General features: G+C 68.2%; 21 protein-coding genes. 9 read left to right on the top strand and 12 right to left on the bottom strand.

Annotated features, from left to right (window positions below):
- Position 1 precedes the first annotated feature (1 nt).
- From C8D93_RS06095 to C8D93_RS06080, 4 genes are all read right to left on the bottom strand, one after another.
- Entirely contained in the window at positions 2 to 1,606 is a 1,605-nt protein-coding gene (locus C8D93_RS06095) for an inorganic phosphate transporter (RefSeq protein ID WP_110264261.1), read from the bottom strand.
- Between the two features lie 114 nt (positions 1,607 to 1,720).
- A complete protein-coding gene (locus C8D93_RS06090) occupies positions 1,721 to 2,131 on the bottom strand; it encodes an SRPBCC family protein (RefSeq protein ID WP_110264260.1) in 411 nt (136 codons plus the stop codon).
- Positions 2,131 to 2,499, bottom strand: a complete 369-nt coding sequence (locus C8D93_RS06085; RefSeq protein WP_110264259.1) for a VOC family protein — start codon at positions 2,497 to 2,499, stop codon at positions 2,131 to 2,133. Before C8D93_RS06085 ends, C8D93_RS06090 begins: the two co-directional genes overlap by 1 nt.
- Before the next feature lie 28 nt (positions 2,500 to 2,527).
- On the bottom strand, positions 2,528 to 3,373 hold the full coding sequence (locus tag C8D93_RS06080; RefSeq protein WP_110264370.1) for a helix-turn-helix transcriptional regulator: 846 nt from the start codon (positions 3,371 to 3,373) through the stop codon (positions 2,528 to 2,530).
- A 301-nt stretch (positions 3,374 to 3,674) separates the two neighbouring features.
- On the opposite strand from C8D93_RS06080, the gene C8D93_RS06075 reads away from it, so the two are divergent.
- The 3 genes from C8D93_RS06075 (at position 3,675) to C8D93_RS06065 (ending at position 6,530) form a co-directional block, all read left to right on the top strand.
- Entirely contained in the window at positions 3,675 to 4,118 is a 444-nt protein-coding gene (locus C8D93_RS06075; protein WP_110264258.1) for a hypothetical protein, read from the top strand.
- Positions 4,119 to 4,224: 106 nt separating this feature from the next.
- On the top strand, positions 4,225 to 5,265 hold the full coding sequence (locus tag C8D93_RS06070; RefSeq protein ID WP_110264257.1) for a YaaC family protein: 1,041 nt from the start codon (positions 4,225 to 4,227) through the stop codon (positions 5,263 to 5,265).
- A 116-nt stretch (positions 5,266 to 5,381) separates the two neighbouring features.
- Complete coding sequence (locus C8D93_RS06065) at positions 5,382 to 6,530, top strand: adenylate/guanylate cyclase domain-containing protein (protein WP_110264256.1); 1,149 nt, start codon at positions 5,382 to 5,384, stop codon at positions 6,528 to 6,530.
- Here C8D93_RS06065 and C8D93_RS06060 read toward each other — a convergent pair.
- Positions 6,505 to 7,869 (bottom strand): serine hydrolase domain-containing protein, encoded by a 1,365-nt coding sequence (locus C8D93_RS06060; RefSeq protein ID WP_110264255.1) that lies wholly within the window; start codon positions 7,867 to 7,869, stop codon positions 6,505 to 6,507. The genes C8D93_RS06065 and C8D93_RS06060 overlap by 26 nt on opposite strands.
- 93 nt (positions 7,870 to 7,962) lie before the next feature.
- A complete protein-coding gene (locus tag C8D93_RS06055; protein ID WP_110264254.1) occupies positions 7,963 to 9,624 on the bottom strand; it encodes a phosphate ABC transporter substrate-binding/OmpA family protein in 1,662 nt (553 codons plus the stop codon).
- A gap of 157 nt (positions 9,625 to 9,781) precedes the next feature.
- Here C8D93_RS06055 and C8D93_RS06050 point away from each other — a divergent pair, with 157 nt between their 5' ends.
- Positions 9,782 to 9,994 carry a hypothetical protein gene (locus C8D93_RS06050; RefSeq protein ID WP_146216525.1) on the top strand — a complete coding sequence of 71 codons (213 nt, stop codon included), beginning with the start codon at positions 9,782 to 9,784 and terminating at the stop codon, positions 9,992 to 9,994.
- A gap of 16 nt (positions 9,995 to 10,010) precedes the next feature.
- Here the strand turns inward: C8D93_RS06050 and C8D93_RS06045 are convergent, their stop codons facing one another.
- Together C8D93_RS06045 and C8D93_RS06040 are read right to left on the bottom strand one after the other, a co-directional pair.
- The gene (locus C8D93_RS06045) at positions 10,011 to 10,985 is read right to left on the bottom strand and encodes a fatty acid desaturase family protein (protein WP_110264369.1); all 975 of its coding nucleotides are present in this window, start codon (positions 10,983 to 10,985) and stop codon (positions 10,011 to 10,013) included.
- A 16-nt stretch (positions 10,986 to 11,001) separates the two neighbouring features.
- Positions 11,002 to 11,826: a PaaX family transcriptional regulator C-terminal domain-containing protein gene (locus tag C8D93_RS06040; protein ID WP_380732145.1), complete on the bottom strand. Its 825-nt coding sequence runs from the start codon at positions 11,824 to 11,826 to the stop codon at positions 11,002 to 11,004.
- 91 nt (positions 11,827 to 11,917) lie between these two features.
- On the opposite strand from C8D93_RS06040, the gene C8D93_RS06035 reads away from it, so the two are divergent.
- Both C8D93_RS06035 and C8D93_RS06030 read left to right on the top strand, forming a co-directional pair.
- Positions 11,918 to 12,694: a crotonase/enoyl-CoA hydratase family protein gene (locus tag C8D93_RS06035; RefSeq protein WP_110264251.1), complete on the top strand. Its 777-nt coding sequence runs from the start codon at positions 11,918 to 11,920 to the stop codon at positions 12,692 to 12,694.
- Positions 12,695 to 12,858: 164 nt separating this feature from the next.
- A complete protein-coding gene (locus tag C8D93_RS06030) occupies positions 12,859 to 13,773 on the top strand; it encodes a crotonase/enoyl-CoA hydratase family protein (protein WP_110264250.1) in 915 nt (304 codons plus the stop codon).
- Here the strand turns inward: C8D93_RS06030 and C8D93_RS06025 are convergent.
- Entirely contained in the window at positions 13,746 to 14,600 is an 855-nt protein-coding gene (locus tag C8D93_RS06025) for an NAD-dependent protein deacetylase (protein WP_110264249.1), read from the bottom strand. The two genes, C8D93_RS06030 and C8D93_RS06025, sit on opposite strands and share 28 nt — an antisense overlap.
- 62 nt (positions 14,601 to 14,662) lie before the next feature.
- Between C8D93_RS06025 and C8D93_RS06020 the strand changes: the two genes are divergently transcribed.
- Positions 14,663 to 15,637: a quinone oxidoreductase family protein gene (locus tag C8D93_RS06020; protein WP_110264248.1), complete on the top strand. Its 975-nt coding sequence runs from the start codon at positions 14,663 to 14,665 to the stop codon at positions 15,635 to 15,637.
- 76 nt (positions 15,638 to 15,713) lie between these two features.
- Complete coding sequence (locus C8D93_RS06015; protein WP_110264247.1) at positions 15,714 to 16,469, top strand: SDR family NAD(P)-dependent oxidoreductase; 756 nt, start codon at positions 15,714 to 15,716, stop codon at positions 16,467 to 16,469.
- 76 nt (positions 16,470 to 16,545) lie between these two features.
- Here C8D93_RS06015 and C8D93_RS06010 read toward each other — a convergent pair whose 3' ends face one another.
- Entirely contained in the window at positions 16,546 to 16,989 is a 444-nt protein-coding gene (locus C8D93_RS06010; RefSeq protein WP_110264246.1) for a hypothetical protein, read from the bottom strand.
- 265 nt (positions 16,990 to 17,254) lie between these two features.
- Here C8D93_RS06010 and C8D93_RS06005 point away from each other — a divergent pair, with 265 nt between their 5' ends.
- Complete coding sequence (locus C8D93_RS06005) at positions 17,255 to 18,259, top strand: helix-turn-helix transcriptional regulator (RefSeq protein WP_110264245.1); 1,005 nt, start codon at positions 17,255 to 17,257, stop codon at positions 18,257 to 18,259.
- On the opposite strand, the gene C8D93_RS06000 is transcribed toward C8D93_RS06005, so the two are convergent.
- Together C8D93_RS06000 and C8D93_RS05995 are read right to left on the bottom strand one after the other, a co-directional pair.
- Positions 18,256 to 19,560 (bottom strand): YncE family protein, encoded by a 1,305-nt coding sequence (locus tag C8D93_RS06000; protein ID WP_110264244.1) that lies wholly within the window; start codon positions 19,558 to 19,560, stop codon positions 18,256 to 18,258. The two genes, C8D93_RS06005 and C8D93_RS06000, sit on opposite strands and share 4 nt — an antisense overlap.
- A gap of 77 nt (positions 19,561 to 19,637) precedes the next feature.
- A complete protein-coding gene (locus C8D93_RS05995) occupies positions 19,638 to 19,919 on the bottom strand; it encodes a hypothetical protein (protein WP_110264243.1) in 282 nt (93 codons plus the stop codon).
- Positions 19,920 to 20,039: the final 120 nt, after the last annotated feature.

Here is a 20,039-nt window from a genome sequence, read left to right as displayed (position 1 = left end):
GCTAGAAGATACTGCGCAGCGTGACGAAGGCCACGGCGCTGAGGATGGCCGCCGCCGGCAGGGTGATGACCCAGGCCAGCGCGATCGGCTTCATCAGCTCCCAGTTGGTCTGGCGGTTGACGAGGCCGATGCCCAGCACCGCGCCGATCAGGATGTGCGTGCTCGACACCGGCAGGCCGAGCAGCGACGCGAGCATCACCACGGCCGCGGCGGCGAGTTCGGCGGAGAAACCGGACGCCGGGTGCATCTTCGTCAGGTTGTGACCGACGGTGGCGATGACTTCCTTGCCGATGAACCACAGGCCCACCACCAGCGCGATGCCGAAGGTGATCATCGCGGCCGTCGGCACCGCCGCCTGCGCGCCGATCTCGCCGGTACGCAACACGTCGAGAATTGCGGCGAAGGGACCGATCGCGTTCGCGATGTCGTTGGAGCCATGGCTGAAGGCAAAGCCGGCAGCGGTGAACACCTGCATCCAGCTGAACAGCAGGAAGGTCGATCGGCTCAGCGACGAGCCCTTGAGCGTCTTGGCAAAGATGAACACCGCCATCCACACCGCGGCTCCGAGCATGCCCATGATCAGGTAGTTGTGCAGCGTCGTCAGTCCCAGGTCGATGTTCTTCAGGCCCTTGAACAGCAGCATCGAGCTGATGATCATCGCGCCCAGCGCGGCGATCAGCGGCACCCAGTTCTCGAGTGCGCGATGCGCGTGGATCTCCTCGCGCTTGCGTTCGATGCGGTGCAGCTCGCGGTAGTAGTCGGACTCCAGCTCGTCGGCCTCGAAGTCGTCGTCGTTCATCACCTGCACGTCGCGCGCCATGGCGTGCGTGTAGGAAATCCGCTGCAGCTCGTCCAGGCGCTCGAAGGCCTCCTTGTGGTGCCGCTTGTGCGCGCGCTTCTCCTCGCGGATGCGGAGAATCTGCTGCTCCGCCTCGTCGTTGTAGTTGAGGATGTGCTTCCTGATCTGGAAGAACAGCACGTACGACACCAGCCCGCCGAGCACCGGCGACAGCACCCACGACACCGCGATCTGGCCGATCTTGTCCCACTGCACCAGCGCCAGCGCACTGTCGGCGCCGCTGACGATCACGCCCAGCGCGATCGAGCTGCCGACGATGGCGCCGATGATCGAATGCGTCGTCGAGACCGGATAACCCTTCTTCGTCGCGAACAGCAGCCACAGCGCCGCCGCGATCAGCGCGGACATCATGATGTAGACGAAGTCCATCGGTGCGATGGCCATCTTCGACAGATCGACGATGCCGCCGCGGATCGTCTTGGTCACCTCGCCGCCGGCAATTACCGCACCGCTGACCTCGAACACGGCAGCCACGATCAGCGCCTGCTTGATCGTCAGCGTGCCGGCTCCGACGCTGGTGCCGAAGGAGTTCGCCACATCGTTGCCGCCGATGTTGAACGCCATGAACACGCCGAACAGCGTCGCCAGCACGAACAGCGTGACGTGGTTGTGGTTGGTGTAGCCCAGCCCCCAGACGACGAAGTACCCGGTCGCGGCGAGCAGCAGCGCCGCGAAGAAGCGATTGAGCGTGAACAGGGCACCCGTGCCGGAGGCGGGCGCCGACGGTGCGGCGGCAAGGTCTGACATCCGTTGGCTCCCGGGAGGAATCGTGACCGCACGGCCGCAACCCTTGGCAGCTTCACCTCGGCAGCACCGCCCGGCCGTGCATCCTAGGCCGGCGCCGATGTCAGGAATGTGGCGCTATGCAGACACTCGTCCGCCTTCTCCGGCGAATGCTCGCCGCATGGCCTCCAACCCCTGTTCCATCATGCCGGCGACCATGTCGGCGTGCTCGTCCGGCAGCAGGTCGGCAATCCAGATGCCGTGTGCGCCATCGCCGTGCGCATGCACCTGGAACGAGGCGTTGTAGTGCGTCATCGGCGTATCGACTGCGGCCCAGGCGATGCGCCGGGCAGCGTCGTCGACATCGACGATCAGCTCGCGCGCCACCATGCCGTTGGCGAAGGTCACGATGCGGGCACCGTCTTCGACGCGCGTGTCGGTGACGAAGCCGGGTACGAGCCGCGTATGCAGCGCACCGACGTCGCGCGCCGCATCCCAGACCGCATCGGCCGGCGCGTCGAGCAACACCTCGCGGCGGACGCTGGCCATCAGCGCGGCTCCATGCACACGGCCTCGACGTTGTTGCCGTCGGGATCGATCAGAAACGCGGCGTAGTAGGTCGGGCTGTAATCGATGCGCAGCCCCGGCGCGCCGTTGTCGCGCCCGCCGGCCCTGAGTCCTTCCGCGTGGAAACGGTCGACCGCAACGCGCGTGGCCGCGCGAAAAGCCACATGCGTGCCCGCCTCGTTCTTTCCGCCCCCCTTCGAGCCCTCGTAAAGCCACAGCGCCGGTGCACCCGCGGGGCCGAAACCGCTGCCCGAGGCGTCGGCCACCAGGCCGAGCGGCGCGAGCACGGCGCCGTAGAAGCGGCTGCTCGCCGCGAGGTCCTTCACGTGCAAACCGATGTGATCGTACATATGCGTCTCCGGGTGAACGGAGACGATGCTAGGCAGACGCGGCGAGCCGATCTTGGAAAATCTTGCGGCCGCCCCGCGCGGCGCGACGGAAGCGGCCGGGCGAGACGCCCGCCGCACGATGGAAACTGCGCACGAAGTTGGAGACATCGTTGAAGCCGACGTCGTAGGCGATGTCCGTCACCGCGCGTGCCGGGTCGGCCAGCAGTGCCGCCGCACGGCGCAACCTTGCGCGCACCAGATACTGGTGCGGCGTGACGCCGAGTACGCGCGAGAACACCCGCAGAAAGTGAAACGGGCTCAAGCCAGCCACGCGCGCCGCGGCATCGAGGTCCAGCGGCTCGTGCGCATGTGCGTCGATCCACAGCGCTGTCTCCACCGCACGCCGGCGGTCGGCCGCACGCGGATCGACTGCCTTCGCAGGCCGGCCGGACTGCAGCGAGAGAAAGCGCGACGCCAGCGCCATGCCGACCTCGTCCGCACCGATGTCGCTGCGGCCGTCCACTGCCGCCTGCGCCAGTTCGCCGAGCACCATCAGTTGCGGCAGCGGCGGCATCCACCCGGCGCGCCACGCCTTGGCGTCGCCGCACAGCGCATCGAGCGCGGAAGGCTCGAACTGGAACGACAGGCACTCGTCGCCGCCGTGATGGTGGTCGTGCGTGCACAGATACTCGTCGCCGGTACGCCCCACCAGCAGCGCGCCCGTCACCAGCTCATAGCTGCGGTTGCGCGCCCGGCAACCAAAACTGCCGGCGCGCACGAACGACACCGAATGCCGCGGAAACACTTCCGTGAACGGCCGGTCCCCCGGCCCCGCCGTACAGCGGTAGTCGATCACCGAGAGCGTGCGGGTCTGGAGGAGGGTGTGTGCCGGCATGTCGGCAGCGTAGTCCCGCGCCTTGATGCGCGACAAGTCTTGCCTTCCGCTTGCCCGAAGCGCCGGACAGGTCTTAAATCAGCACACCGGCCCGCCCCGGCGGCGATCTGACGACGACCAGCATTCGCGGACCACGCTCCGCGCGGCGACAAGGGAGGCGTTGCGGATGAAGCACTTAGCACTCGCGTTAGCGCAATCGGCATTAGCCGAGCTTGTGCAATCAATGGCTTTCCCGACTTCTTCTGGAGTTGTGCGTCAGGGCTGGCGAGTTATACATCAAGGCTAGTTGGCGTTGGACGCCATGACAGCTACAGGCGAAACCCCGGAGGGCTTCATCAAGCACGCCCAGGAGTTTTGGGCCGCGGCCGATCTTGTGCTGAGTAAAGCTCAAGGAGTGTCGCTGCCGGCCTTCTTTCTGCTAGGCCGCTCGATCGAGCTATCACTCAAGGCCTTTTTGCTTCACAAGGGCATGTCAATCGAGATGCTGAGGCTGAGAGAGTATGGCCATAACCTCAAGGCGCTACTGCAGTGCGCCAGAGATAATGGCTTGGAGAAAATCATCGAAATAGAAGCAATGGAAGCTGGGGTAGTCGACCTCCTGTCATTCGATTACGCAGACAAGAGACTGGAGTACAGAGTGACAAAAGGGACCTACTATCTCCCGCACCTTTCCGGGACTTCGTCCATAGCTCGCAAACTTGCATATGAGCTTGCGTTGGCAAAAAGCACAGAGGCGGGCGCGTAGTGGCGTCCAACCAGGTGCTCCACGCGACGGCCTCGCCTCCACTGCGCTCCGGCGAGTCCGCGCGTGAGCCCGGGCGTTATGCGCTTGAGCGAATCACGGCTCTGCGATGACTCAGAGAGATGACTGTTGGCAGCTTCTATTCTCACTGGAAAGCCGCGATGTGGCGGCCAAGTGGCATCAGCAGATCACGGGTCGCAAACTGAGCGCACGTCGAGCAAAGGAGATCAATTCCTCCGCGAAACAAGCCCGCGAGTTCTTCAGGAACGCGGAGCATTCAAATGACTCAGTAAAGCCGCTACTGACATTCTATGGAGTAGCAAGCCTTAGCCGAGCAGTTGTTCTTCTTCTGAAACGAACTCAAGGAGAGGAATCGTTGGTCGCGGGACATGGGATCGAAACACTCGGATGGCGTACCGTTCTCGGTGTGGACCTGACCGCGGGGTTATCTGCATTGGGACACCTAAAGATTAAGACGTGCTCTGGCTTGTTCACAGACTTCTTGTATGGAACCAGCAATCACATTTGCATGCATGTGCAGTCTGGAGCTGTCGATTGGGGGTTGTCGTACAAAATCCCGCCCACCGGGGATGAGTTTTCGCTCGGCGAGCTGATGTCTCGGGTCCCAGATCTTCAAGCGCAGCACCATCGCGCATCCCATGAGTCCCATTACGCGTCGATCAACGAGATGACCTACTCGGAAAGCGGCGGCTTCCATGCCAAGGTTTCCGCAAAGTACCTAGATTCATTCAAAGACAGCTACGCTGATCTTGGATTCTCGCTAACGAGGAGCGGCGACTGGTTCGACTTGAAATGCGACTCCGGAACATTCAAGAGTCATCCGCCGCAGTACATGCATACCTACGTTCACAAGATGTTCGGATCAATCCCTTCACTTCACCTTGTCAAACCTCTTTCGTCGGAATCGCGCTATTCACAGATGGCTATCACCTACATGCTTTCTTACATTCTCGGCATGCTCAGCAGGTACTTTCCGACTCATTGGATTGCGTTGCTCAGCGGCGAGAAGGGGGATGAGGTGTGGCCAGCGATCCATGCAACCCAAAGATATGTCTATCAGAGCTTTCCGGAATTGGTCATCGAGTTCATTCATGACAAGCTCGATACGCCATCGACAGCGTCGGAGTAAGCGATGGCGCGCATAGCAGCAGGTTCCGGCCGGCATGGCGCTTCCGGCGAGTTTGCGCCTTAACGCCGGCGTTGGGCGCTGAAGTAGACCGCGCACGCCTGCCGTGGTTCGTCCGCATGACGAACCCCTTGCGCGTTTTCGGATGGGCGCTGGTCTGCCTGATGATGGTCGCGTGTCTGTATCCGCGTGATCCGTCGCCGCTGGTCTGGCTCTGGGTTGTCGGCTGGTCGCTGTGCTGGCCGGTGCTTGCGATCCTGCATACGCGGTGGGCGGACGATCCGCGCCGGGCGGGCTATCGCAACATTCTCGTGGACAGCGCGGGTTTCGGCGTCTTCGCCGTTGTCGTTTCGGGCAGCCTGATTCCGGCGACGAGCCTGCTGTTCTTCCAGTTGTTCAACTCGGCTGCGGTCGGCGGCGCGGCGTCCGCATTGCGTGGATTCGTGGCTTTCGTCCTTGGCACCGTGCTGGGTGTGCTGGTGCTGGGTGCGTCGTTCGTTGCGGATGTCGGGCCATTCGCAGCATGGGTGTGCATGCTGTGCATGGTGTTGTACGTGATCGTGGGGATCACGTGGTTCTACCGCGGCAACCGGCAGCTGATCCGCCTGCGCAACTACCTGCCGGATCGTGTGGCGAAGATGGTCCTCAACAGTGGCAGCGAGGAGTTGTTGCAGCCGCGTCGCGCCCGTGTGACGGTTTGCGCGTTCGATCTGCGTGGCTTCACCGCCTTCTCCGATGCGGCCGACCCAGAGCAGGTCATCGCGCTACTGCGCGATTACTACGCGATGGTCGGCACGGCGGTGGAGGACTGTGGCGGAACGGTCGAACGGTTTGCGGGGGACGGCATGGTGGCGTTCTTCAACGCGCCGGAGGCGGTGCCGGATGCCGAGACGCGGGCGCTGCGCGCCGCGTTGCGCGTGCAGTCGGGCTTTCGCTCGCTGCGGCAGACCTGGCTCGGTCGCGGACACGATCTCGGCTTGGGAATCGGTGTCGCCAGCGGCGAGGCGACGGTCGGCACGATCGGCTTCGGCGATCAGTGGCAGTACGCGGCGATCGGCACGGTGACGAATCTGTCCGCACGCCTGTGCGCCATGGCCGCGGACGGCGAGGTGCTGGCTTCGGGCGAGGTGCTGGCGACAGTCGGCGACGCGGATGCCGAAGATCGTGGAGAGCAATCGATTCGCGGCCTCGGCGAGCCGGTGCCGGTCTTCAACGTGCGCGGCCTTGCGGATGCCGGCGGCCTCAGCCGTCCGGCAGCAAGGGATTGAGCAGCGTGGTCAGCGCATCCTGGAAGCTCTGCAGCAGCCCTTCGTAGCTGATGCCGCCGTCGCAGCCGAGCACGTTGCAGCCCTCGGGAGCCTGCGGGCCCAGGGCGAGGCTGCCGAGGATGGTGTTCGGGTCGACGAAGTACTGCAGATCGAGCGCGACGGGGCCGTTGCCGGTGTACGGGCCCGGGTCGGGAATCGCCTGGTCCTGCACGCCGCGCATCAGCAGCCGGAAGAATTCGTGCATCCAGCGGCCGGCGTGGGCGGTGATCATCTCCTGCGGGTCCAGCTCGTAGTTGCCGGGCAGACCGGTGCGCACGACGACCATGTCGAGGCTGGGGATGACGAAGATGATCTGGTCGAGAAAGCCGACGAAGGCGTAGAGGTCGCGCGGGGCCGAGGCGATCAGCGGCCGTTGCAGCGGGCGACTGTCGGGAATCTCGACGGTGTAGCCGCTGTCGCCGGCATTGGTCCACAGCAGGTAGCCGTAGAAGCCGTTGGTCGGCGAGGGTGCGCCGGCCTCGGCAACGTAGCCGGCCGGCAGCAGGCGTTCGCCGCTCCAGCGACCGCCGTCGAGCATCACGTGACCGAGGCGCGCGAGGTCCTTCGGCGCCATGAAGAGGTAGGCATATCCGTGGGTGTTGCCGGCGCGGTCGCGCAGCCAGAACCAGTCGTCGCGGACGATGCCGACCTTGTCGAACAGTTCGCGCTGCGCGAACGCCTGCAGGTCCTCGCCGACGGCGCGTTCCACCGCATGCGCGAGCAGGGAGACCGTGGTCTGTCCGTAGGTAAATTCGGTGCCGGGCTCGAAGTCGAACGGCAGCGCGAGGGTGTACTGCACCTCGTCGGGATTGGCGGGATTCAGATCGCCGGTCCAGACGAAGCGCAGGCCAGAACTCTGCGTGAGCATCTGCCGGATCGTCACCGCGCCGTGTTCGGCGTCGGCCTCGGCAATGTACTTGCCGATGGGGTCATCCAGGTCGAGCAGGCCGAGCTGCAAGGCGCGGCCGGTGAGCATGGAGACGACGCCCTTCGTCGTGCTCCAGACGTTGTTCGGCACTTCGCCGGTCAGCGGATCGAGCAGGCCTTCGCCGGCAAGGCAGCCGTGACGATAGACACGGATGGACAGCGCGTTGGTCTGGTTGGCGTACTGCAGTGCGTCGGCAACCGCGGTCTCGTCGAGATTCAGCGTCGCGCCGTCGGCAGTCGCGAAGTCTTCGCCGGCCTGCGGCAACGCGCACTTGTACGCGACGTCGCTGCCACCGCGTGAGTCGGAATCGCCGCCGCAGGCCGCCAGCAGCAGTGCGGCGCCCAGCGCCATCGTCCGGGTGGTGTTTCGCATGTGCGCTCTCCGTCCAGCACGGTCTGTTGTGCGCGCGACGGTACACCGGCAGGCGCGCGGTCGCCACACACGGCCGCCACTGGCGGCGCAGGGCTAGCGCAGCCAGACCTCGACGCGACGGTTCTTCTCGCGCCCGGACTCGGTGCGATTGGAGGCCACGGCGATCGCCGGACCGAAGCCGCGCACGATGCGCGGATAGAGCCCGCGGGCCTGCAGTTCGCGTTCGACGGCGCGGGCGCGTTCCAGCGACAGTGCAACGTTCGCGCCGACTTCGCCGTAGTTGTCGGTGAAGCCCAGCAGCATCGGCGTGCGCGTCGGCTGCCGGGACAGGAACTCGACCATGCGGTCGAGATCGCGCTGGCCCTTGTTGTCGAGCTGGTAGCTGGCCGGGCGGAAGCGGAAGTTCAGCGACAGGCGTTCGGCGCCGTCGGTGAGCGCGACGTAGTCCCGGGGCAGCGTCGGGTCGGGCGCCACGTTCTGCGCATAGATGTTCTGCGAGATCAGGCCCACGTCCCGGACCACGTCCTGGCCGGTGGTCGACAGCGCGTGCGCGATGAAGCTCGCGGCCTCGGGGGTCGCCGGCTGGGCTGGCGCATAGAGGTAGAGGCGCCGCGACAGCGGGTAGTCCTCGGTGCCGACGGTGAACGAGGTCGGGACGATCGGCAGCGTGCCGGCCTCTTCGGCGATGCCGAGCGCCTTGGCGTTGCGCACGTAGGGCAGGCCGATGAAGCCGATGGCCGCCGGTGCGGCGGCGACGCGGTCCGACAGCTCGGTGGACGACTCGTAGCGATGCGCGGTACCCGACAGGGACTTGCCGTGCGCCTCGAGCACGAGGCTCTTGAAGGTGTCGTAGGTGCCGGAAACGTCATCGCGCGCGTGCAGCTCGATCGGCCCGGCGGTGCCACCGACCTCGCCCCAGTCGCGGATCTCGCCGGCGAAGATGCGCGCCACGTCGGCGCTGGTCAGTGCGGCCAGCGGGTTCGAGCGGTGCACGATCACGGCGAGCCCGTCGAGGCCGACGACGTGCTCCGCACCGGCCGCCGAGAGATCGCCGTAGCGGCGCTTCAGCGACGCGACCTCCGTGTCCTTGATCCGTCGCGAGGACATGCCGATGTCGGTCGTGCCGCTGCCCAGGTCCTTGAATGCGGTGCTCGATCCGTGCGCGTGCAGTTCGACGGTCCAGCGCTCGCCTTTCTGCGGGAAGCGGCCGACGACGGTGCGCTCGACGGCCTTCGCGCCGTCGACGACCTCGACCGCGGCCGCGCCGCTGGCCTTCATCCAGCTTTCGATCAGCGCCGGCGCCAGCTTTTCGCCGACGGTGTTCGATCCGTGCAGGCGGAATACGCGACGTTCCGGCAATTCCACGGCGGGTTTCGCGGCGGTCGACGCCACGGTGGCAACGGCCTGCGGGGCCGGCGTCCCGTCGCCGCGACCGATCCACCACACCAGCATCAGCACGACGCCAAGGGCAGCGGCCACGAAACCCCACAACGCGCCGCGGCTGCCGGAGCGGGACGGCGCTCCGGCGGCCGGGGCCTGCTGGGCCTTGCGGATGTCCTGGACCAGCCGCACCAGCGCCGGATCGCCACTGGCTTCCGACAGGCTCATCAGTTCGGCCAGCTTGTCCGGATCGGCAAGCAGCTGGCGCAATGTGCCGACCCGCAGCGTGAGCGAGCGTTCCGCCTGCAGCTTGAGCTGCCAGATCAGGTTGTAGAGCTGCTTTTCGTGGCTTGCGGCAGCGGCATTTTCTGCCATGTCGGCCCCCCGACGGCTGTCATGAAAAACTTGTCAAGCGTTCAACCATGAAGTATGAAAGCCGGGCTGTGACTTCTTGATGAAGCGGGCAGTGGATGCCGGCGGTGGCAGGGGACGAACCCGTGAGCGGGCGGCCCCGGGACTTGGGGGCACGGACATGATTCCTTCACACAGCCTGACCGACATGCAGGTCGGCCTGATGCGCAGAATCCATCGCCGCGGCGACGACGCCGAGAACCTGTTGCTGCTGATGGACGACGTGATCGCGCTGGCGCGTCACGACTGCGTGCACTTCGATGCGCAGGGGCACCTCGTGCTGACGCAACGAGGCGAGCGCGTGCTGTCCGAGCGCGCGTCCGGAACGCGCTGAGTCGTCCGCGACTCCGTCAGCCGCGCGCGCCGGCCGCGCGCATCACATCCAGATAACTTCCCGGCGCGTCGACGACCCCGTTGGCGCGCAGCAGCCGGTGCATCTGCGGCAGGCGATAGCACGGCACCGAGGCCATCAGGTGATGTTCCTGGTGGTAGTTCACGTTCATCGGTGCGACGGTGAGGCGCGCGAGCCAGCCGGCGCGCGTGGTGCGCGTGTTACGCAGCATGTCGGCGCTGCGTTCCATGCACGCGTGCTCGGCGATCGAGCGGATGCGGATGAACAGGCTGAACGTGGTCATGTAGGCCGCGACCCAGGCCCAGAAGGTCCAGCCGATCCCCAAGGCATGCAGCACGCCGAACAGCGCCGCGTTGACCGCCAGCATCGGCGTCATGTTGCGCAGCCCTTCAAGGGCGTAGTCGGTCCAGCGCCGCTCGCCGCGCGGGCGACGCGTGACGGTGGCGGCAACGGTGTAGTCGAACACGCCGATATCCATCAGCACCTGCGCGCCGATGCGGCGCACGGCGGTCTGGCCGCTCAGATCGCGCAGGGCCTTCTTGACCAGCGAACGGCGCGTGGTCGGGAACGGCGCGACCAGGCTCAGGTCCGGATCGGCCTCGGTGCCGGTCTGCGTGTGATGCCGCAGATGGTGCTGGCGGTAGCGCGGCACGTCGTTCCAGATCGGGCGTGCGCACAGCCAGTCGCCGATCCATTCGTTGAGCTGCGGCGTCCGGAACAGCAGACGATGCGCGGCCTCGTGCGCGAGGATCGCCAGCGCGAGCTGACGACCGCCGAGTACGAACACGGCGGCGAGAAAGGTCCACACCGACGGCCAGATCGCCAGCACGGCAAAGCAGGCGGCGATCGTCGCCCAGGTGGACAGCACCATCCACGCGCCGCGCAGGTCGGAGCGCGCGGTGAGGTGGGCGATCTGCTCGGGCGTGAACAGGTCGCGCGGGCGCAGGCGGGTGGTCGGGTTGGCGTCGTTCATGAGGGTGGTCCGCAGATCAATGCAGGGCCCGGGCGCCATGGGCGGCGCCGGTGGGCAGCGGCAGCTGGTGCAGTTGCCGCCAGATACGGTGGCCGAAATCGTCGAAACGCTGCACGGCGTCGACGAAGGCGCGGCGTGCGGCGATGTCGACGAGCGGCGCCGGCAGCCACGGATCGAAGACGAGCTGGCGGATCGCCTCGTTGCCGTGCAGATAGGCCTCGCGCGCGGCGACGTCGAGATCGAAGCCCGGTGCCCGCGCCATCCAGCGTTCCAGCGCGGTGCGTCGTTCGCGATACAGCCGGTTGAGCCGCTTGCCGTCCCACAGGGCGCGGGCGCGCGCCTCGCCCGCTGCGTCGAGGTCACGGACGACGAAGACCGCGGTGCCCTCGTCCAGTCCGAGCGCATGCAGGCGCTTGCGCACGCCGTCGACGCCGCCGGCGAGATTGTCGGGCCGCAGGTGCAGGCCGGGATCGAGCTCGCGCAAACCCAGCATCGCCAGCGCCCGTTCGTGTTCGTGCGGTGTCCTGCGTGCACCGCGCAGTCGCGGCGGCGCATGCACGGCGATCCACTCGCCGTGCCAGTCGTGCGTGCGCTGCTCGGCGTCGCGCCAGCTCGCGACTTCGCCGGCCAGCCCGGCGGCGGCCGGACCCAGGCGATAGCGGCCGCGCTCTGCGGCCTCGACCAGCCCGGCGGCCGACAGCCGCGCCAGGGCCACGCGCACGCTGTTTTCGCGAATGCCGAACAGCGCGCAGGCGCCGATGGCCTCGCGCGCGCCGAGCGTCGCGTCGTCTGCGGCCAGCAGGAGGTTGAGGATCAGCGATCGCGGTTTGGGTGGGTGCAAAGTCATTACAGAAATATGCGAGCTGACGGCATGGACAGAAATATTACACAAGACGATACTTGCCACAAAATCATGTAATGGAGAGTGCCCCATGTCCGAAGCCAGCGTCCTCGTCGAGCGGCGGGAGCCGCTCGTGGTGGTGACGATCAATCGCCCGCAGGCGCGCAACGCCGTCGACGGGCCGACGGCGCAGCAGCTCGCCGAGGCGTTCCGCGCCTTCGACGCCGACGACGCGCTGCGCGTGGCGATCCTTACCGGCGCCGGCGGTCACTTCTGCGCCGGTGCCGATCTGAAGGCGCTGGGCACGGCGCCGGCACGCGCGAACCGCATCGACGCCGCCGGCGACGGGCCGATGGGGCCGTCGCGCCTGCACCTGTCCAAGCCGGTGATCGCGGCGGTGTCCGGCTACGCGGTGGCCGGCGGCATCGAGCTGGCGTGCTGGTGCGACCTGCGCGTGGCCGATGTCAGCGCGGTGTTCGGCGTGTTCTGCCGGCGCTTCGGCGTGCCCTTGATCGATGGCGGCACCGTGCGGCTGCCGCGGCTGATCGGCATGAGCCGCGCGCTCGACCTGATCCTGACCGGTCGCGCGGTCGACGCGCAGGAGGCCTATGCGATGGGCCTGGCCAACCGCGTGGTCCCCGCCGGGCAGGCGCTGGCCGAGGCCGAGAAGCTCGCGCTGCAGATCGCGGCCTTCCCGCAGCAGTGCATGCGCAACGACCGTGCGAGCGCCTACGAGCAGTGGGGCATGACCCAGGATGCGGCGATCGCCAATGAGTTCGAGCGTGGCCTGGCGACGCTGAAGTCGGGCGAGTCGCTCAGCGGCGCTACGCGCTTCGCCGGCGGCGACGGCCGGCACGGGAAGTTCTGAACGGTCCTGAGATCGCCCGTTCGGGCCGAGCGCCGCAGGCGCCGCCTGCGGTGTATCGAGGCCGGGGATGCCGGTTCGGCAAGTGCCGGTCTCGATACGCGTCCTGCGGACGCTACTCGACCCGAACGGATTGAGGTTGACGACGTCGCTGGAGGAGCGCACCGATGGACACACTGAACACCATGACCTACGCCGTCACCGGCCGCATCGCGCGCATCACGCTCAACCGCCCGGCGCGCGGCAACGGCATCACCCTGGACCTGCCGCGCGAACTCGCCGCCTGCGTCGAGCGCGCGAACCTCGATCCCGCGGTGCACGTCATCGCGCTGGCCGGCAACGGCAGCGGTTTCTGCGGCGGCTACGACCTGGTGGACAGTGCCGAGAAGCTGCAGATCGGCGAGGACGATGCCGCGCGGCCGCCGGGTTCGCCGCTGGACCCGCGCGTGCAGATGCGCAACCACGCGCCCGGCGAGACCTGGGACCCGGTGATCGACTACGCGATGATGTCGCGCAACGTGAAGGGCTTCATGAGCCTGTTCCACAGCGACAAGCCGGTGGTGTGCAAGGTGCACGGCTTCTGCGTGGCCGGCGGCACCGACATGGCGCTGTGCTCGGACCTGCTGGTGATCGCCGACGATGCCAAGATCGGCTACCCGCCGGCGCGCGTCTGGGGTTCGCCGACGACCTCGATCTGGTTCCATCGCATCGGCCTGGAGAAATCCAAGCGCCTGCTGTTCACCGGCGACTGCCTGTCCGGCAAGGAAGCGCAGGCGTGGGGGCTGGCGATCGAGTCGGCGCCGCCGGACCAGCTCGACGCGCGCTTCGAGGCGCTGCTCGAACGCATCGCGCGCATGCCGGTCAACCAGCTGGTGATGATGAAGCTGCTGCTCAACCAGAGCGTGATGCAGCAGGGCCTGCACACCACGCAGATCCTCGGCACGGTGTTCGACGGCATCACCCGGCACACCAAGGAGGGCCATGCCTTCCAGCAACGCGCCGCCGAGGCCGGCTTCAAGCAGGCGGTGCGCGAGCGCGACGAGCCCTTCGGCGACTACGGGCTGTCGACCTTCAAGGGCTGATCGGCCGCGTCGAGGCGCGCGGTCAGCGCGGTCAGCGCCACGTCGCAGGCCCGTTCGACCTTCAGGCGCAGCAGCGGATCGGCGCGGGTGCGGCCGAGGTTGATCGCGGCGATGGGCAGGCCGGCGTCCGCCGCCGCGCGGGCGAAGCGATAGCCGGACCAGACCATCAGCGAGGAGCCGACGACGAGCAGGGCGTCGGATTCGGCCAGCGCCTGCATCGCCGCGTCGACACGCTGCTGCGGCACGTTCTCGCCGAAGAACACGACATCGGGTTTGAGCAGTCCGCCGCAATGCGGACAGTCGGGCACGTCGAAATCGGTGAAGTCGGCGCCGTCGAGGTCGGCATCGCCGTCCGGTGCCATCGCGGCCTCGCGCCGGGACCAGCGCGGATTGCGCTGACGCAGCCGCTGCTGGAAGTCGGCGCGCGACGACTCGGTGCGGCAGCCGGTGCAGCGCAGGCGGTCGATGCGGCCGTGCAGGTCGATCACGCGCGTGCTGCCCGCGCGCTGGTGCAGGCGGTCGACGTTCTGCGTCAGCAGGCAGTGGACGCGGCCGGCGTGTTCGAGGGCCGCCAGCGCCGAGTGCGCGGCATTGGGGTGCGCCTGCGCCAGCATCGGCCAGCCGAGCAGGCTGCGCGCCCAGTAGCGTCGCCGCGTGGCGGGGTCACGCATGAAGGCCTGCCAGGTGACGGGCGGCGTGCGTTTCCAGGCGCCGTCGGCGTCGCGATAATCCGGGATGCCCGACGCGGTGCTGCAGCCGGCGCCAGTGAGCACGAACAGGCGCCGGTGGTCCTCGACGAAGCGGTGCAGGGCGGCGGCATCATCCATCGCGTCAGCATACCGGGGCGTGCCGGGCGCGAGGCAGGTGGCGGAAGACACGGGAGAGCGGCGTGAACAGGGCGATTCGTTTCGAGCGGACCGGTGGACCCGAGGTGATGGAATGGGTCGCGCACGCGCCGGGTGCGCCGGGCCCCGGCGAGGTGCGCGTGCGCCACCACGCGGTTGGCGTGAACTTCATCGACACCTATCACCGCGGCGGGCTGTATCCGGTGCCGCTGCCCAGCGGCCTCGGCTCGGAGGCGGCGGGCGTGGTCGAGACCGTGGGCGAAGGGGTCACGCAGCTGCGCGCGGGCGATCGCGTCGCCTATGCCGGCGGGCCGCTCGGCGCCTACGCCGAGTCGCGGGTGATGCCCGCCGCGCCGCTGCTCAAACTGCCGGACGGCATCGGCTTCGACACCGCCGCGGCAATGATGCTCAAGGGCCTGACCGCGCAATACCTGCTGCGCCAGACCTTCGTCGTGCAGCCGGGGCAGACGATCCTGCTGCACGCGGCGGCCGGCGGCGTCGGCCTGATTGCCGCGCAGTGGGCGCGCGCACTGGGTGCGACCGTCATCGGTACCGTGGGCAGCGACGACAAGGCCGAACTGGCGCGCGCACACGGCTGCGCGCACGTCATCAACTACCGGCGCGAGAACGTCGTCGAGCACGTGCGCGAGATCACCGGCGGGCGCGGCGTGCCGGTGGTCTACGACGGCGTCGGCAAGGACACGTTCTTCGCTTCGCTCGACTGTCTGGCCCCGCGCGGACTGCTGGTGTCGTACGGCAATGCCTCGGGCGCGGTGCCGCCGTTCGCACTGCTGGAACTGAGCAACCGCGGATCGCTCTATGTGACGCGGCCGACACTGGTGCATTACACCGCGACGCGCGACGCACTCGAAGCGGCGGCCGCGGAACTGTTCGATGCGGTTGCGAGCGGTGCGGTGCGTATCGAGATCGCCCAGCGCTATCCGCTGGCCGACGCCGCGATCGCGCACGCCGATCTGCAGGCGCGCAGAACCACCGGGTCCATCGTGCTCGACGTCTGACCTACGCCACGCGGATCAGGCCGGCGGGCCGGCGCGCGACGACACTGCCCTCCTCAACGAACGCGAGGAGAGTGGCATGACGAGGCTGGCAGGCAAGGTCGCGCTGGTGACCGGTGCGGGGCAGGGGGTGGGGCAGGGCATCGCGTTTGCGCTTGCCGCGGAGGGCGCGGCGGTCGCGGTGGCCGGGCGCACGAAGTCGAAAGTCGACACCACCATCGGTCAGATCAGCGATCGCGGCGGCAAGGCGCTTGCCGTCGAATGCGACGTCAAGGACGCGGATTCGGCAGCCGCCTGCGTCGAAGCCGTCGTCGCGCACTTCGGCAAGCTCAACATCCTCGTCAACAACGCGCAGGAAGTGGCGCTGGGCGCGCTCAACGACGTCAGCGACGCCGCGCTGATCGCCGGCTGGGAGTCCGGCCCGCTGGCGACCTTCCGCCTGATGAAGCTGTGCTATCCGCACCTCAAGGGCGACGGCGTGATCGTCAACTTCGGCACCTCCGCGGCCAAGCGCTGGGACGTGTCCGGCTACGGCGCCTACGCGGCGATCAAGGAAGCCACGCGCCAGCTCACGCGCGCCGCCGCCTGCGAGTGGGCGCGCGACGGCATCCGCACCAACGCGATCCTGCCGCTGGGCGACTCGCCGGCGATGGCGTGGTGGATGCGCGAGCGCCCCGAGGAATCCGCCGCGTTCATCGCCACTGTGCCGCAGGGCTACGTCGGCTCCTGCGAGCAGGACGTCGGCCGCTTCGTCGCGACGCTGTGCTCGGACGACTGCCGCTACATCAACGGCCAGTCGATCGGCGTCGACGGCGGGCAGGCCTTTCTCGGCTGAACCCGCCCGCCGCCGGCGCGCGCGGCAGGCGGTGCCGTCGCGCGTGCCGGCAGGGGCGGCGCCGTGCCCGCAGGGCTCAGCGGTCCGCGGCGTTCTCGCAGCTGACGTCAGGATTGAAGTCGGCGAACAGGCCCGCGGGATTCGCGCGGCCGATCCAGACGTGCAGCGCCCAGATGCGCTGCTGCTCGTTGAAGTGCAGCGCCTGGCCGAGGAACTCCGGCGGCTCGGCATAGGGCCAGTCGTCCTCGCCGATGATGTACTCCACGGCGACCAGCGCCATCGAGCCGTCGGCGTCCGGCACGTACAGCAGCACCTCGGGCCGCAGCAGCGTCAGGCGGCCGTCGTTGTCGAGCTGCGTCGGATTGCCGTAGTGGATGCCCATGCCGCCGAGCTCGGGCACTTCCACGCACTCGCTGAGCGCGACATTCCAGCCCGCCGCCTGCGCGACATCGAAGCTGAAGAACGGCGCGGCCGCCTGCCGCAGCCGCTCGACCTGCGCCTGCACGGCGCTGTCGGTCACCGCGTCCGCGGCGCGGCTGTCGCTGCACCCGGCCAGGCCCGCGCTTGCGAGCCCCCCGCAGAATGTGAGAACTATCGGGGCCAGCCGTCGCAGCGGCCGTGGGCAAACGGAAGTCATCGCGTGCATCTCCTGTGTTGAAAGTGGCGATGCGCAGCTTCCGGCCGGGGGCGGTGCGGCGCACGGACGCACGCGAACTCGCGTGCGGACTCATGCGAACAGGACCAGTGGCCGGCGACGGCCATCGCTGCGGCAGGGAGGCGGATCGGTGCAGCAGGAACGGCAAGGCGCGGTGACCGGCAGGGACGGTCAGTCCCCGCCGGGTGTCACGGAATTCCGGCAGTCGTTGCGCGGCGTGCCGGCGGCGCAGCGGCTCGAGACGGTCAGCGAGACGCTGTGGCGCAGCTGGCACCGCATCGACTTCGCCCCGCGTCCCGGCGAGCCGCTGCGTTCGGAGGTGGTGCTGCTGGGCCTGCCCGGCTCGCATCTGCAGCATGGCGAGATGAGTGCCGCGCAGCTCGTGCGCCCGGCGTCGGACGATCCGGAACTGGCCACGCTGATCTGCTACGCCTCCGGCACGCTGCAGGTCGAGAGCGGGCGCGAGGCGTTTGCGGTGTCCGGCGGCGACGGCCTGCTGTTTCCCGGCTGGCGGCCGCATCGCTTCACGGTGCCGTCGTCGCCCTACTTCTGCGTGGCGGTGCCGCGCGTCACGCTCGAGCCCCTGCTGGCGTCGCCCGGCGATGTGCGCCTGCAGCCGCTACGCGACCGCGCTTCCCTGCACGTGCTGCGGCGCTACCTGGCGTGGCTGGTCAGCGAGCCGGCGGCGCTGTCATCGCCGGCCCTGGCCCAGGCGGCGGCGCGGCATGTGCACGACCTGATCGCACTGGCGGTCGGCGCCAGTCGCGAGGCACGCCACGAGGCGTTGCGACGCACGGCGGGCGAGGTGCGGCTGGCGCAGGCCAAGGCCTATGTCGATGCGCAGCTGCCGCGCGCACGCGTGCCGGTGGCGGAGGTGGCGGCCCACCTGGGCGTGACCACGCGCTACGTGCAGCTGCTGTTCGAGCGCAGCGGCACCAGCTATTCGCGCCACGTGCTGGAGCAGCGCCTGCGCTACGCCCACCGCCTGCTCAGCCGGCCGTCGCCGGCCGCCGACATCACGCGCGTGGCCCTCGATGCCGGCTTCGGCGACCTGTCGTACTTCAACCGCCGCTTCCGCCAGCGCTACGGGGAAACGCCGTCGCAGCTGCGCGCCCGGGTGCTGGAGCGCGACTAGGGCTGCGCGCGCCCCTCTGCACCGTCGGCCAGCGCGTCGCGGTGCAGCCGTCCGGTGCGCACGCGCTGCGGATGGTCGCCGACCGGCACGCTGGCGATCTCCCGGGCAGTGTCGAAGTCGATCACGGCCACGCGGTCCTGCTCGCTGACCGAGACATAGCAATGCCGGCCGTCATGACTTTCGGTGGACCAGTACGGCTTGGCGCCGAGCGGGTCTTCCGAGAGCGTGACGATGTCGAAGTCGAAGCTCGCGCGGTCGACGATGGCGGCATAGCCCGACATCGTGCCGGCCACGCAGAGCTTGGTGCCCTGCGCGTTGATCGCCAGGCCGTGATGGGCAGAGTTGAGCTGGTACTTGTGGTACGGCAGCGCCTCGATCTCGTCCGGCACCGGCAGTTGCAGCGCGCGGGTGATCTTCTGCTCGGCGAGGTCGTACTCGAACAGGCCGTGGAAGAACGAGACCTGCAGGTAGAGGTGGCTTTCGTCCGGCGTGACGGCCATCGGCCGCACCGCGCTGTCGATCCACGGCATGCCGAAGGCTTCGAGCTTCTCGCCGATGTCGAAGCGTTCCAGCACCTCGTAGGTCCGGGCATCGACGATCTGTACCCAGCGGTCGCCCTTGATCCAGTCCAGCCACTTCGAGGTGGTCGGTACGAAGACCTTGCCGATGCTGGCGTGGTAGATGCGTTCGCCGTCCTGCGAGTAGTTGCTTTCGTGCGGCTGGTCGCCGCTGTCGAAGCCGCCGACGATGCGCCCCGTCTCGGTGTCGATCGCGTGGACCTTGCGCGCCGTGGATGCCGAGACCAGGAAGATGCGGCCGTCGGGGGAGATTGCCGCATGGTCGGCGCGATACCCCTCGACCGGGGTGCGCCAGACGATGTCGCCGCTGGCGACGTCGATGGCGATCACGTCGGCGAAGCTGGGCCGCGAGACGAACAGGCGGCGACCGTCGCTGGACGTGAACAGGTCATCGACGAACTGGTCGTGACCCTCGCCGATGAATTTGCGGATGAGCTGGAAGTACAGGGAGCGCAGCACGCTCGCCTCGATCTCGTCGATGCGCTCGGCCCGGTCGGGGACGATGTTGACGCGCTTGAGGACCTCGAAGCTGTCCGGGTCGAAGATGTCGGCGGTGCCGTCCCAGTTGTTGCCGACGACGACCACGTCGCGCAAGGCGCCGTCGTCCACCGCTGCCCCACCGTGTGTCGTTCCGTCCTGCGCCGTCGCGGCGCCGGCCCACAGCAGGGTGCAGCAGATCGCCGCGGCCAGCCGCAGGCCGATCGAATTCGGTGTCGGTCCCATCCTCGCTCCCCGTTCGCGCTGCCATGCAGCTTGCCGAAGCGGGGGGCGGGCATGCAAATGCCGGCACCGGGCGCGGCTCAGGCAGCGGCCTGGTGACGCGTGTGCATCGGCTGCGGCTGTGCCCGCTGCTGCGGCAGCAGCATCGGCTGCGGGCGCAGGGTCTCGTCGAGCGACTGCCGCATCTCGTCGCGGATCTGGCGCAGCGCCTCGTTGCCCTGCTCGGCGATGGCGCGGCCGACCGGTTCGCCGGTAGCGGCGCGGACGGCATCGCCGGCGAAGGCCGGGCCGGTGAGGCCGGCGGCGAGAACGGCGCCGGCGAGGATGAAACGAATCGCGGTCGTGCGGGTCTGCGTGAACATGGCACATCTCCTTGGGGCCTGCGGGGCCGGCATCGGCGCCGGAACGGGGTCCAAGTTAGGCGTCGGGGAGGCGACTTTCATGGCGCTGGCGAGGAGAAGTCGCGGAGAATGCGTGAATTT

It is taken from the genome of Sinimarinibacterium flocculans (assembly GCF_003201205.1).
In the GTDB taxonomy this organism is placed as follows: domain Bacteria; phylum Pseudomonadota; class Gammaproteobacteria; order Nevskiales; family Nevskiaceae; genus Solimonas; species Solimonas flocculans.
This window is presented reverse-complemented; position numbering and strand designations above follow the sequence as displayed.